This window comes from Arthrobacter sp. efr-133-R2A-63 (genome assembly GCF_030209795.1).
Lineage (GTDB): Bacteria > Actinomycetota > Actinomycetes > Actinomycetales > Micrococcaceae > Arthrobacter > Arthrobacter bambusae_A.
The window spans coordinates 15095-29033 of record NZ_JARVRG010000039.1 but is presented as its reverse complement, the minus strand read 5'-3'; the positions used below and the strand labels follow the sequence as shown (position 1 = coordinate 29033).

Genomic DNA, 13939 nt, shown 5'->3' with positions numbered 1-13939 from the left:
GGATTCAGGCGGTTATTGCAACAGGAGTCCTTCGATCAATTCGATCGGTTTTCTGAACTCTAGTCTTTTGCGTGGCCGGTCGTTGAGTTCCTGGGCGACCCAGTCGAGGTCTTCCGCGCTGTGGATGCTCAGGTCCGTGCCTTTCGGGAAGTACTGGCGCAGCAGGCCATTTGTGTTTTCGTTGATGCCCCGCTGCCAGGGTGAGTGCGGATCGCAGAAGTAGATGTCGATTCCAGCGTCTATTTTCACGGTTTTCCAGTCCTGCATTTCGATGCCCTGGTCCCAGGTGAGGGAATGCCTCAGCGCCTCGGGGAGCGTCTTGATCTTGGCTGCCAGGGCGTCGCGCATTTGTTCAGCTTTGTACCCGTCCGGAAGATGAACGAGCATCGTGTAGTGGGTGGTCCGCTCCACAAGAGTCCCGATCGCGGACTGGTTGCCTTTGCCGATGATGAGGTCGCCCTCCCAATGCCCTGGCACCGCACGGTCCTGAACCTCGGCGGGACGCTCGGAGATATTGATCATCCCGGGGATCCGGTTCTTCCGCTGGCCGGCCTTCCTGCAGGGCTGCCTGAGCGCACGCCCGGTGCGTAAACACGCGGCCAGATCACGATTGAGTGCTCCGCGAGACTGAACGTAGAGGGACTGGTAAATGGTCTCAGGTGACACCCGCATCTCCGGCTCATCGGGAAACTCAACCCGCAGTCGTCCTGCGATCTGCTCCGGCGAGTACTTCTTTTTCAGGTCCTCTTCCACCTTCGCACGCAACACCGTGTTCGTGTGCAGTTTCGCCGGTTTCGGCCGCGAGGCCCGCTCATACGCCAGAGCATGAGCCGACGTCGCCCGGTAAGGCAACCCGGCCACCGAATTGCGCCGAAGCTCCCTGGACACAGTCGAGGGTGCCCGGCCGACCACGGCCCCGATCCGGCGCAGTGAGTGTCCCTGGGCGCGCAGTATCGCGATCTCCTCGCGCTGGGCGAAGGTCAGGCATCTGCCCTTCAGATCCCGGCCGCGGCGCGGCCTGACACCCCCGGCTTCGGCCAAGACCCGTCGCCCGGTCCGCCTGCTCGTATTGATCGGCAAAACAGCGTCAGTGATGAAATCACCGGCCTGCATCCCGGCCCAAAACAGCTGCAGAAGATCCGGTCTTACAAAAATCGAATATCTCGCCACGACAACACCCATCCGCTAAGTGTTGCAATCACTGCAAGAACCCAAGGATCCTCCACCGGACGCTCCAGAGAGGACTTAGACGTTGGCCCGCTGGGGAGACTGCGGGAAGCGGGCATCGAACCCCTGGGAGCACCCAACGCATCCCTCCGCGGTCTAGTAACCGCGGTTCCGGCCCCGCTCGTAGCGGAGCCCGGGTCTCGCTACATGCCAGCCATTCCTAGACATTGATCAATAGACTTCAACCGAGGCGAAGAGTCTGGATCGGACTTCTGCTGGATCACGGGTTCTGCTCGAACCAATCCGAAGCACTCACAGCTTTAGCTTTTGGCCGCCCTACTCGATCAACGATCGGAGCCCAGGTCTTGACGGGTACATCTTCCGCAAACCATTCAAAGGCCCTGAGCGAAGGGTGGGCAGCGATTGCCTCCGGATCAGCACTACCCAAAGAGACTGCTCTGTGAAGTACCAGTTCCTCTAAATGCGGTGCCTCTAGAAGCGGACCCAACCCAGCCAGCCCTTTCATTGATCCAATCTCGACTCGTTTGAGACTCAGAAGGTTAGCGAGCGAAGGAAGAGCCTGCACTTGTGGCAGTCCATAAAGGCTCAGCAGCCGAAGAGTCGTTTGAGCACTTAGAGCCGACAGATCATGCAGACCGCGGATCTGATTGACAGCAAGATAGCTCAACTTAGAGCAACCATTGACGAAGTCGATGGACGCACCGGATCCCCCGCGGAGGTCTAACCACTCAAGGTGCGGCAGCGAGGCCAACAAGCCCGAGGGCATCTTTACCGCCCAGAGCGTCAGGCGCCGGACACCCGATAGCCACTCCACATCAGAGAGGTCGAGCGATACGTGATCTATCCACACGTCATCCTCGGACAGCCACTTGGCAGCAGACTGAGCGGACTTCCGTTGAGCAACCATGACCCGAGTATGCCGCAGAACCCTAGGACCAGGACGCGCAGAGGCTGCCGGTGAGTCTCTTCAACGGGGATTAGCACTAAGACGGATATGCATAACTACCAGTATTTCGGAGCATCGGTACAACTCACGAAAGACGGCGAAACAGTCCTTGAACGCTGCTGGCTTAGACTGTCCCGTAAGCCGGTCCTCCACCGGACAGGCCAAGCCATGATCTCTGCTTTTGAAGCTCCGGGCGGTGGAGTGTCCCGTAAGACCAGTCCGGTGATCTGACCGGTGAGGGGGCCATATATGGCACACTTCTACACATGTCTGAACTACTGGTCGGTTACGCGAGAGTCTCCACCGATGAACAAGACCTCACCGCACAGCGCGATGCGCTTCTGGCTTTGGGTATTGAGTCCAAGCGGATCTATGTCGATCATGGCCTCACCGGCAGAGACAGGAATCGCCCAGGGCTGCGTGAAGCTTTGGCCGCTTGCCGCGCCGGCGACACCTTTGTCGTGACGAAACTGGACCGGCTGGCCCGGTCGGTCCGGGATGCACACCAGATTGCTGACGACCTCGCCGGCCGTGAGGTGAAGCTCAGCATCGGTGGCTCGGTGCATGATCCTGCGGATCCGATGGGCAAGCTGCTGTTCAATGTCCTGGCGATGGTCGCCGAGTTCGAAGGCGACCTCATCCGGGCCCGTACCCGCGAAGGCATGAAGGTCGCCAAGGCCAAGGGCCGGCTGCGCGGGAAGCAGCCCAAACTCTCACCCAGGCAGGAAGCGCACCTGGTCAAACTGCACGCCGCGGGCGAGCACACCATGTACGAACTCGCCGAACTGTTCTCTGTCGGCCGTTCCACTGTTTATCGCGCCGTCGAACGGGCGCGCCAGAAAGCCGGAATCACAATCGACTCCTGACGCTCGGCGCAGGCAGGGGCCAAAGGTTCGAAAACCGCCAAACTGACCTGTGAAAAAACCGCCATTCTGAACCAACAGTCACAATTTTTGACCCGATTGTCGTGTGTGTCTCATGGACGGTCGTCTACGAGATCGATAATTGCGCAGACGCGCGACGCGGCGTTTGTTTGCAAGGCGGGTTGGCTGCTCAGTCGTTGACTATTTCGGGACTCGGTCTGCTGAGCTGAGCGGCAATTTTCCCCACGGTCAGGGTTGCTCCACGAGGAGCTCTGCACAAGGGCCATTGACAAGCAGGCCTCGGAGGTCTGCACTTAGCGCATGCCAGCAGTAGCAACTGACCCGCGCCTCCGGATTGTTGTCGCCTTGATAGTTATCGCCACCGCTGTTACGTCGTTCCTAATGGTTTTGCGTCCTGAGACCGAGCCGCTGTTCCGGAACATTCAAAGCGTCATGTGCGGAGTTCTGCTGGTCTGGGCTATCACGATTCTGATTGGAAAGACCAAAGGCGGAAGGCTGGTCCTAACTCCGCGACGATGGAAGTATTTCACGCTCCTTGGCGTGATTGCAGCGGCCGCCATCGTGTTCATCGTCACGGCTTTCATCCCTGCACGACCGGGGGGAAACGCGGCACTGCCCTTGTTCCCCACCATCATTGGCTTGTTCGTGGCGCAGCTGTACGAACCTGAAGGCAGCACTCAATTCGCGGCATCAGACCTAAGTGACCATGATGCCAAGGCCTGGAAGAGAATCGCCGTCGTCTCAGCACCTATTGGAGCCGCTCTCATATGCATAGCCGTCGTCGCCGGAATCGCAGGAAACATTGGAATCCTTGCCCTTCTCCTGCCGATCGGAGTTCTCCTTCTCGTCACCGCTGCCGCCATCTGGACTATGCTCCGGACCAGAAGCCGAAAGCTGAGGCCCAACCGGTAATCTGGGGCGAGCTCCGTCCCAACGACAAGAAGCTCTCAAGCCGAAGTAGGGGCGCTTCAGGAAACCCGTAGGTCATCCCAGGGGCAGCCAGCGCGGGAATGGGCGGGCATGCCAAATAGCGCTGCGAAAATCGAGCCAAATAAGTCTGCGACTCACAGAAAGATTCGATGCACCCTTATTCTTTGTAGCTAAACCCAGTGCCGGTTTCTATGTGCCTGTTCTTCCCCTGGTCGACGGGTATTGGTACGTTTGGCGCATGGGACATCTTCTGGGCTATGCCCGTGTATCGACCGGGGACCAGGACGCGGCCCTTCAACAGGACGCGTTGAAGGCGGCCGGCTGCTACCGCATTTTCACCGATACGGCTTCCGGGTCCCTGGAGTCCCGTCCCGAACTGACGAAGGTCATGGATCAGCTCCGGCCCGGAGACACCTTGGTGGTGTGGCGCCTGGACCGGCTCGGCAGGTCCATCCGGCATCTGATCGACCAGTTGGCCGACCTCCAGGAGCGAGGCATCGGATTCCGCTCCCTTCAAGAGGCGATCGACACGACCTCCTCGGGCGGACGGCTGGTCTTTCACGTGTTCGCGGCGCTGGCGGAGTTCGAACGGGACCTGATCCGGGAACGCACCAACGCGGGTCTTCAGGCGGCCAGGGCACGAGGACGCACCGGAGGCAGGCCTGCGTTGCTGACCAAGGATAAGCTCCGGACCGCACGACGGTTGTATGAGCAGCAGGAAATGACCGTCGAGAAGATAGGTGAGGTGCTCGGCGTCAGCCGTACCACCGTCTACCGTTCCCTCCGGCGCGAGCCGACACCTGCCGTGCCGCGGCGCCGTTCCGGGCAGAAGACCGTCCGGTGACCGGCGGAGGCGGCACCCTGAACGGGGAGACTGCCTCTATGCCTGAACACACGGCACTGTTGCGTTGGCAGATCCTGCGCCGGCATGTCGAAGACGGTGTGCCGTTGAAAACCCTCTCGGCGCACGAAGGCATAGGACTTCGGACGCTTCAGCGCTGGCATGCGGCCCATAAACGTCACGGCATTTCCGGGCTGGCGGCAGCAAAGCGCCGGACTGCTCAGCGCAGGACCAACCCTGAACTGGTTGCGCTCATTGAGGGTCTGGCCCTGGTGAAACCGCCTCTGCCCGTGGCTCTTATCGCCCGGAAGGCCAACCGGGTCGCTGCGGGCCGCGGCTGGCGGGCCCCTTCGTACAGCACCGTCCGGTCTATCATTGCCGACCTTGACCCCGGCATGAGAATGCTCGCCCAGCAGGGAACGGCTGCCTACCGGGACAACTATGAACTGGCGTGGCGGCACCGCGCCGAGCGGCCAAACTCGATCTGGCAGGCAGACCACACCGAACTGGACATCCTCGTGCTGGACGCCAACCTGAAACCGGTGCGCCCTTGGCTCACCACGATCCTGGACGACTACTCCCGCGCGATCTGCGGCTACACGATCTTCCTCGGGGCACCGTCGGCCATGAACACAGCCCTGGCACTTCGGCAGGCCATCTGGCCTAAAGCCGGGGCTGGCTGGCCGATGTGCGGGATCCCTGACGTCCTCTATGTTGACCACGGGTCGGACTTCACGAGCAACCACCTGACCCAGACCGGGAAGGACCTTCACTTCGAGATCATCTACTCAACGGTCGCCAGGCCCCAGGGCCGGGGCAAGGTGGAACGGTTTTTCGGCACCGTCAATACGGAGCTGCTGGCCGAACTGCCCGGTCATCTGATCCGCGGCCACACCCCGCCGGCACCGGGAATAACCCTCAAGGAACTCGACAAAGCCATTGGCCGCTTCATCACGGATGATTACCACCAGTGCGAGCACCCGGAGATCAAGGCGACCCCGCACGATGCGTGGGTAGGTGACGGATGGCTGCCCAGGCTGCCGGCATCGATGGATGAACTTAACCTGCTCCTTCTGACCGTGGCCAAACCCCGAATCGTCCATCGTGACGGCGTGCACTTCCAAGGACTCAGATACGTCTCACCCCTGTTGGCCGCCTACGTCCGGGAAGCTGTCATTGTCCGCTATGACCCGCGAGACATCACCGAGATCCGGGTTTTCCACAAGAACCAGTTCATCTGCCGTGCCGTGGACCCCGACCATGAATCTTCCACTCTGACGCTCAAGGACATCCAGGCCGCACGATCGGCCCGCCGCCGCGAACTTCGCGGACAAATCAACCAGCGCATCGCCGTCGTAGCCAAGCATCTGCCTGACCTGGCACCAGCCAAACAGGCTCCGGCTCCCGAGCCGACGGACCGGCCAAAGAAGCGTCCAAAGCTCCGCACCTATCTGGAGGACGACCGATGACAGGTCAAGGCTTCATTGCCACGAAGGAACACCGCAGATTTGTCGAGTTCGCCGACGCAGTGCGCCGCCAGCACACCATCGGGATCTGCTACGGCCAAGCCGGCATAGGAAAGACCCTCTCCGCCAGACGCTACGCCAACTGGCACAAGGCGCAGAATCTACTGGAAGAGTGGGGGCCCCGGAAGGATTCCGACCATCAGGTCTATGCCGCACTTTCCCGCTCCCGCACCGTCTTCTACACCCCCGCCGTGCTCACCACCCCCAAACAGATCCACGCGGAGATCGAGCACATCAGCTCACGCGTATCGATCTGCGTGGACCAACACCTGTCAGATATCGGAAAGGGGACAGGGCCCCACACCCGAGTCAACAAATACGTCGAACTGCTCATCATCGACGAATCCGAGCGCCTCAGCGCCACAGCCCTGGAACTGTTGCGCGACCGCTACGACCGCGACAACGTAGCCCTGATCCTTATTGGCATGCCCGGCATTGAAAAATGGTTCAGCCGCTACCCCCAGCTCTACAGCAGGGTCGGATTCGCTCACGAATACCGTCCCCTCGAAGAAGAAGAACTGCATTTCGTCCTGCAGCGCCGCTGGCACAAACTAGGCCAATCCTTGGACCCCGAAGACTTCACTGACGCGCAGGCCATTGCCGCTGTCGCCCGCATAACCAGGGGAAACTTCCGGCTCATCGACCGACTCTTCACCCAGGTCGAACGCGTCATGAAAATCAACGAACTCAACACCATCACCGACGACGTCATCGAAGCCGCACGCTCAACACTCGTCATCGGCATTAGCTAACCGCCAAACCGCGCCGGCATGCGCAGGGGCGGCGCCTGGTTCACCTCGAAGACGGATACGAAATCCAGAAAGATCAGAAACCAATGACTCATCCGACGAGCGGTGCGAAGTGGTAAGCATCGGATATGCCAGGATCAGCACCACAGAGCAGTCAGTAGAGCCTCAAACATCCGCGCTGCGGGAAGCCGGCTGTGACTGGATTTTCACGGATCATGATGTGAACAACACACGGGCCGGCAGGCCCGAGCTGGATAAGATCTTTGACCACCTGCGCCCCGGGGACGAACTGGTGATCTGGAAGCTGGACCGGTTAGGTCGCTCCACGAAAAAGCTGCTCCAGTTCATCGAACTACTGGAGGCGAAAGGCGTGACATTCCGCTCCCTGTCCGAGGGCATCACCACCACCGGCCCAAACGGCAAGGCCATGCTGACGATCCTGACCGCTCTCGCCCGGCTCGAACGCGACAAGACAACCGAGCGAACACAGGCAGGCATGGCCTTCTCGGAAGCCCACGGACGCAAAGGCGGACGACCCGCCATCACAGCAGAAAACGCCGCCGTGAAACGCGCCCACCAACTCAAAGCACTGGGGCACAAGCCCGCCGACATCGGAAAGATGATCGGACTGAGTCGGGCGACGATATACCGATACCTGAGCATCGCAAGCAACGGGCAATCCATAACGGGCGCCGAATGCAACACCTCACCCTGAAGCCGATACTGAGCAACGCTTACATTGACTGGCCAGGATGATCACGACGGGAGAGCTTCGTGGGTTCCGTATGAGAGCCTACAGACCCTCGAAACCGCCATCTTGGACTGCGATTTAACCGCCATTTTCCGCTAACAGTCACAAAAATCCCGGGTTCGACAGGGATTTTCTGAGCGACGGCGGGATCGAGGCGATCTGGTGGGTGGCGTCCTGTCAAAGGATCGTTTGATGAGATTCCCGATTAGACACCGCTGAGCACCTGGGTGTTGCTGGAGCCCGCGAAGTCAAGGTGTGTGCTCATGTCGAGGGTAAAGCGTCCGTAAGGGTTGATATGGGTCCAGAACAATGGAGTAAGGCCTCTGCGGTCTTCAAGGGTGAGCATGTCGTGGAACTCCGGATCTTCAAGGATGGTTTGGAGCATCAGCGTGTTGATCAGGACCAGGGACGACTGTAGAAGGTGCAGGGCGAGCATGGACACCTCGGTTGTTTCACGGTCCGGTCCCGTGAGGTCGCGGTTCTTGCCGTAGAAGACGACGTCGTTTCCGCTGTTCCAGTTCTCCACGACCTGAAGCCCGGAATTGATCTCGCGTCGGAGTTCTTCGCTGGCCAGGTAGTCGGCCGCGAAGATCGTCCGGACAACCCTGCCGAGCTCTTCGAGGGCCTGGTAGGTGGGGTGTTTGGGCCCGCCTCGGGTGAAGCGGCGCAGGATCGTCTCCGATTCGGCGGTGCCGAGTTTGAGGGCGGTGGCGTACTTGATCATCTGGTCGTATTGCTGGGCGATGATGTCCCAGTTGATCGGCCTGGACAGCACCGGGTTGACATCCCCGTAGACCTCTTCGTTGCTGGCCCGGTACAGGCGGATGGATCCGATGTTCTTCAGGCGCGGCAGCAGCTTGAAACCGAGGAGCTCGGTGAACGCGAACCCTACGATTGAGGCCCCGTGGGTGTCGACATAGTTCGCTTCAATCTCAGCTTCGGTGTCGTGGCGCAGGACGCCCTCGATCATGGCAGCAACCTCGGACGAGGAACAGTTCTTCAGCTGGGAATAGATGCACGTCGACTTCTTCTCCACGTGCCAGTAGATCATCACCCCCGGCCCGCCGTAACGGTTGTGCCACTCGGTCATCAGATTTGATTCCCAGGACCCGAACTTCTTCGAATCCGACGCACACGCGTTCCCTTCACCCCACCATTCCGGGTTCCGTGCTTCAAAGGTCGCGTTGACGACTTTCACGATGGCCTGGCGGAGGTTGTCCTTGGTGATGAACATCCGGCGGACATGGCGTAACTCCCGCTCAGTCTCCCCGTGACCGCCGGCGTCCGTGACGGCTTTGATGCCCATGTTGGTCCCGAGCCCGAACAAGCACAGCAGCAGACGCTTACGGAGCGTGTCGGGGTCGAGGACCTCGCGGGAACCCACGGAGGCGAATTCTCCGGTCATGCCAGTCAGGAAATCGGCTTCCTTAAAGACCTCCAACAGGTCCAACGTGCCCCACCGGGCCACGGCCTCGTCCTTGATCTTGCCCAGATTCGCCGGTTCCTCCAGCTTGTCCAGCTTGGGTACCTTGATCCAAGGCGAACCCTTGCGCGTGGTGATCTTCACCCCGCCGGTGGAATCAGCCAGCAAACCGTTATCCAAGCCATCCAGAGCCCGCGTCATCCTCGATTGCAGGTCATGGATGAACTTCGCCGGGTCCAACGGCTTGGCCAAGGCCTCATAGTGGAACTCGCGGGAAGCGTCAAAGTCCGGGGGAAGGTCCTCTTCCGGGTCCCGCCACTTCCCGGCACCCTCAACGAAAACCTCACGGCGACGCAACGCGTCCCGCAACGACACGAGCAGGCAAAGCTCATACGGGATCCGCTCGATCCTGCCCTTCTCGTCCCGGACGGCGCCCTCCCAGGACCTGGGCACCACACCCGCGACCGGAACGGCATCTGTCGGGGCGAAAAACTGGCTCTTACTCCCCGCCGCGGCGTACCGTTGCAGCAACGCAATGGCATCCATGATGGGCCGGAACGCCGTGTTGTGGCACCGGAACCGTAGAACCGAGAGCAGCGCCGGCAACATCCGCCGGTAATGATTCGAATACGAACCCCGCAAGACCATCCGGACCTTGCCCTGAAACGCGGATTCGTTGGCTTTTGCCTCCCGCACAAGTTGACGCAGGGTCTTCTCGCTGACCACCGGGAACACCGCCTCACGGACCGTCTCATCCGGACAAGCGACGGCCGTCTCGGCCAGTTTGAACAACAAAGCCGTCTTCCCGTGCACCCTTTGCAGATCCTCGGTGAGCTCTTTCTCGACCTTCTTCACCGCGCCGGTGTTGATCTTCAATACCAAGACCAGCAACAAGTCAATCAGGCTGTCCGCGATCTCCGCGGTCCGCTGATGACACAACGCCGCTAACAACGTCAACCGCACCGGCTCAGGAGCAGCCCAGAAATCCGAGGGATACATCCGCCCAGCCCTGGCCCGCCAGGCACCCACGACTTTCTCCGAGACCCCGGCAAACAAATCCGCCGGCAACCCCAGGCCCTGGGCAGCCGAAAGCTTCTCCACTTCCGCCAGCAACGATTCCAAACCCGCCGGCCCGGGATCAGTCTTCAACATCGACAACAAGGAACCCGCCGTGCCATCAGCGACCAACGCCTCCAACCGTCCAATACCCGCCGGACCAAGACGAGATAGGAGATCCGTGGAGAAATCCTGCTCAAACATTGCCCGAGCAGCACCGATTATCCGGCTCAGGCGTCCCGGAGGCTCAAGCTTTTCCTGACGGCAACGGCCCAGAACGGCCTCCGTCAGGGCACTTTCTCGAACTTCTGAAGGGCAGACTTTCGCGGCAAGCCACGCCGTTAGATCAGTCTCATCGGCACGAGTAAACTCTCTAAAGCCAAACAGCGCCCGGATCTCAGCACGATGACGCTCGATTGTCCGCCCCGTCCAGGCATAAGACGCAAAGTCCTGAGCACGAACCCCAACCTGCTCGGAAACATATTCCACAGTCACACGGTCGAACTCATCAGCCCCGTTGGGAAATCTTGCCTCGTTCTCGAAGAACTTCAGCATTAACGCGAACCCCAGGCGCGTGGAGCCGGGCTTCTGGCCGAGCAGCTCAAAATCGCGCTCAACCAAGGTCCATACCTCAATAAGCCCAGTCACTCCACCACAATTGCACAGTCAGTCCTAAAACCGCACGAACTTGGCGGCTCAGGACAGCTATAGGAGAACCGGGCCGTAAGGGCATGGTTGACCGGGTGGACGCCCTGACCCGGTTGAACCGCTCGGTCGGTGTCGGGCAGATCATGATTTCCCACACCATGTCCGACCTCCTGGCGTTGCCGGCCGAAGAAGACAGGATGAAGGCCCGCGGATTCGTGGAGCGTTCCGGCATGGTGATCTGCGGCGGCCTGCCCGCCTCGGAGATGCCGCTGCTGACCTCAGCTATCCCGCTCTCCCGCCAGGAGCAGCAGAAACTCATCGGGTGGCAGGACCCGCCCGCGTGGGACTCCCGCGGGGTCGACGTCGAACCCCCGGGCCGGGGGAAGTTCCTCATCAAGGTCGGCGGCCGCCCGGGGATCCCCGTCCGGATCGGGCTCACCTCGATCGAACAGAACGAGGGCTTGAACGACACCAACTCCAGATGGACGAAAGACCCAGCCGGGACCCTCATGGAGCCGGCAGCTCCGCAGCTGCCCGTGGACGGAGGCACATCGTGAGTGCACCGAACCGCAAAGGAATGGGCCTCGGTGATGCGCTGCTGGTGTGGTTGGCCATTGGCTTCATCGTCGTCTTTGGCGGCGGAACCTACGCGGCCGTACACCTCGGTTCCTGGATGGCCGGCATCGCCGCACCCCCGGTCCAGCCCGTTGATCTGATCGCCGGGCTGATCAAGGGCCGGGTGCCCTGGCCCGTCCAGTCCACTGTGGCCGCCGCCTTCATGGCCGGCACGGTCCTGGTCCTGGCCATCGTCGTGCTGCTGGCCTGGAAGAAGGGCGCGTCCAAGGGGGCCCGGGTCGATAAGGCCGCCCGGTACCTGGGGCGCGGCAAATCCCTGGCCGCGTTCTCCGAGAAGGGCGCAAAAGCCACGGCCGAACGGCTGGGCGTGAAGGACGCCCCGGGCATCGTGGTGGGCAAGGTGGTCTCCACCGGCCAGACGTTCATCCAGTCCTGGGAAGACCTCAGCATCGACATCTGGGGGCCCCGGACAGGTAAGTCGACCTCACGGGTCATGCCTGCGATCCTGGACGCACCCGGTGCCGTGGTCTCGACCTCGAACAAGCGCGACGTCGTCGACGGCACCCGCGGCGTCCGGGTCCTGACCGCTCCGGTGTGGGTGTTTGATCCGCAGAAGATCGCCCAGGAGGAACCGGATTGGTGGTGGAACCCGCTCTCTTACGTCACGGACGAGGAGAAGGCCTACAAACTCACGCAGCATTTCGCCGTCGGTTCGCGTCTTCCGGGGTCCAAACCGGATGCGTACTTCGACCCGAAGGCCGAAGACATCCTCTCCTCGTACTTCCTGGCGGCCGCGCTCGGGGAGCTGCCCATCACCCAGGTGTACCTGTGGGTGACGGAGCAGGTCAGCCAGGAGCCCATCGAAATCCTCAAAGAGCACGACTACGAGCTGCAGTACAAGGGCCTGGAGTCCACCCTGAAGCTGGCCGACAAGCAGCGCGACGGCATCTTCGGCACCGCCGAGAAAATGATCCAATGCCTCAAGAGCAGAAACACGCTGCGCTGGGTCGCCCCCGCCCGCGGCACGTCCGTGGCCACCGATCCCCGCCGCCGGTTCAACCCCCACCACTTCGCCGCCTCCCGGGAGACGATCTACATCCTCTCCAAGGAAGGTGCCGGCTCGGCCGCCCCGCTCACCACTGCCCTGACCGTGGCCATCGCAGAAGCCATGGAGGAACGGGCCGAACGCAGCGGCGGCCGACTGCCGAAACCTGCACTGTTCGCCCTCGATGAGCTGGCCAACGTCGTCCGCTGGGCCGGACTGCCGGACCAGTTCAGCCACTACGGCTCCAAGGGCCTGATCGTCATGGCCATCCTGCAGTCCTGGTCCCAGGGCGTCGAACTATGGGGCGAGGCGAACATGCGGAAAATCTGGTCCGCCGCGAACGTCAAGGTCTACGGCGGCGGCGTCGCCGAAGAAGGCTTCCTCCGGGCACTCTCGGACCTCATCGGAGACTACAGCTACACCAACATCTCCATCTCCTCCGGCAAAACCGGCTCCAGCCGCTCCCGACAGGAAGGCAAGGAACGCATCTTCGACGTCTCCAACCTCGCCGAACTCGACCGCGGACGCGCCGTCGTCCTCGCCTCCGGCGCACCCGCCACCCTGATCCGGACAATGCCCTGGTACACCGGCCCCCACAAGGAAGCCGTCGAAGCCTCCATCAAGTCCCACAGCCCCCGCCCCGAAGAACCGGCCGCAGCCGAGCCCGTGGCCAATCCCTGGGTCACGACGTAGGAGGCTCTATCATGGACAGCAATATCGGACGTTTCAGCACAGCCCCCGCCCCCGGCGAGACGGAGGCTTCTGCAGAGAGGCCGGCGGAAAAGCAGAAACCACCTGAACTCGTCTACGGCTCAGCCGAGGAGTTCCTGCACGAGCAGCTCCTGCCCACCTACGTCCGCGACGTCGACGGCCGCGCCGCCAAATGGTGCATCGAATGGTACTTCCACCCCGAAGCCCTCTCCCGCGTCGAAGCACTGTGGCGGGCCTGGGAACACCTCCGCCTCGACGGCGCCACAGGGATCAGCGTCTGGTGGAGGGACCACGCGGACCACCACATGAGCATGCTCCTGGACCCCCGCGGCCCGTTCTACAAATGCGACATGCAAAAACACCGCGACCCCGAACACCTCGAGCCCAAAAGGGCACCCGAAGGCTGGTTCCCCGATGTCCGGACGATCCAGCCATGACCCGGCCCACCGACCGGACGGAAGCCCGGTCCGAGCCAGGAACGGACAATTGAGGTGAAGCTCCCAAATATGCCACAGCCTGTGGCGCATTTACCGGTCCTGCCATTCGTCATCGGTGGCGGGCAACGGATGAATTAAGGTTTAGGCGGCCCGAATGACCGAAGGGCGCAATTGTCCAGACAGTGTCTGGACAATTGAATCCGGGCTGTCAGTAGGCCCCGACAGGGG

At 61.4% G+C, this 13939-nt stretch carries 11 protein-coding genes and 1 pseudogene; 9 read left to right on the top strand and 3 right to left on the bottom strand.

The window, feature by feature from the left end:
- Window positions 1–12: 12 nt before the first annotated feature.
- Both QRN45_RS19655 and QRN45_RS19650 read right to left on the bottom strand, forming a co-directional pair.
- Window positions 13–1182 (bottom strand): IS30 family transposase, encoded by a 1170-nt coding sequence (locus QRN45_RS19655; protein WP_284764372.1) that lies wholly within the window; start codon window positions 1180–1182, stop codon window positions 13–15.
- A 265-nt stretch (window positions 1183–1447) separates the two neighbouring features.
- Window positions 1448–2095: a leucine-rich repeat domain-containing protein gene (locus QRN45_RS19650; RefSeq protein WP_284764370.1), complete on the bottom strand. Its 648-nt coding sequence runs from the start codon at window positions 2093–2095 to the stop codon at window positions 1448–1450.
- Window positions 2096–2400: 305 nt separating this feature from the next.
- Between QRN45_RS19650 and QRN45_RS19645 the strand changes: the two genes are divergently transcribed.
- From QRN45_RS19645 to QRN45_RS19620, 6 genes are all read left to right on the top strand, one after another.
- Window positions 2401–3000: a recombinase family protein gene (locus QRN45_RS19645; RefSeq protein WP_284764368.1), complete on the top strand. Its 600-nt coding sequence runs from the start codon at window positions 2401–2403 to the stop codon at window positions 2998–3000.
- Between the two features lie 318 nt (window positions 3001–3318).
- Entirely contained in the window at window positions 3319–3930 is a 612-nt protein-coding gene (locus tag QRN45_RS19640; RefSeq protein ID WP_284764367.1) for a hypothetical protein, read from the top strand.
- Window positions 3931–4186: 256 nt separating this feature from the next.
- Entirely contained in the window at window positions 4187–4792 is a 606-nt protein-coding gene (locus tag QRN45_RS19635; RefSeq protein ID WP_284764366.1) for a recombinase family protein, read from the top strand.
- 38 nt (window positions 4793–4830) lie between these two features.
- Window positions 4831–6258 (top strand): TnsB C-terminal domain-containing protein, encoded by a 1428-nt coding sequence (locus QRN45_RS19630; RefSeq protein WP_284764365.1) that lies wholly within the window; start codon window positions 4831–4833, stop codon window positions 6256–6258.
- Complete coding sequence (locus QRN45_RS19625) at window positions 6255–7067, top strand: AAA family ATPase (RefSeq protein WP_284764364.1); 813 nt, start codon at window positions 6255–6257, stop codon at window positions 7065–7067. Before QRN45_RS19630 ends, QRN45_RS19625 begins: the two co-directional genes overlap by 4 nt.
- Before the next feature lie 109 nt (window positions 7068–7176).
- On the top strand, window positions 7177–7779 hold the full coding sequence (locus tag QRN45_RS19620; RefSeq protein WP_284764363.1) for a recombinase family protein: 603 nt from the start codon (window positions 7177–7179) through the stop codon (window positions 7777–7779).
- A 241-nt stretch (window positions 7780–8020) separates the two neighbouring features.
- On the opposite strand, the gene QRN45_RS19615 is transcribed toward QRN45_RS19620, so the two are convergent.
- Window positions 8021–10942, bottom strand: a complete 2922-nt coding sequence (locus tag QRN45_RS19615; protein WP_284764362.1) for a Tn3 family transposase — start codon at window positions 10940–10942, stop codon at window positions 8021–8023.
- Window positions 10943–11019: 77 nt separating this feature from the next.
- On the opposite strand from QRN45_RS19615, the pseudogene QRN45_RS19610 reads away from it, so the two are divergent.
- The 3 genes and pseudogenes from QRN45_RS19610 to QRN45_RS19600 form a co-directional block, all read left to right on the top strand.
- Window positions 11020–11499, top strand: a pseudogene (locus QRN45_RS19610) (ATP/GTP-binding protein); the annotation flags it as partial.
- Window positions 11496–13256 (top strand): type IV secretory system conjugative DNA transfer family protein, encoded by a 1761-nt coding sequence (locus tag QRN45_RS19605; RefSeq protein ID WP_284764361.1) that lies wholly within the window; start codon window positions 11496–11498, stop codon window positions 13254–13256. The pseudogene QRN45_RS19610 and the gene QRN45_RS19605, both read left to right, overlap by 4 nt.
- An 11-nt stretch (window positions 13257–13267) precedes the next feature.
- On the top strand, window positions 13268–13711 hold the full coding sequence (locus QRN45_RS19600; RefSeq protein ID WP_284764360.1) for a DUF4913 domain-containing protein: 444 nt from the start codon (window positions 13268–13270) through the stop codon (window positions 13709–13711).
- Window positions 13712–13939 lie beyond the last annotated feature (228 nt).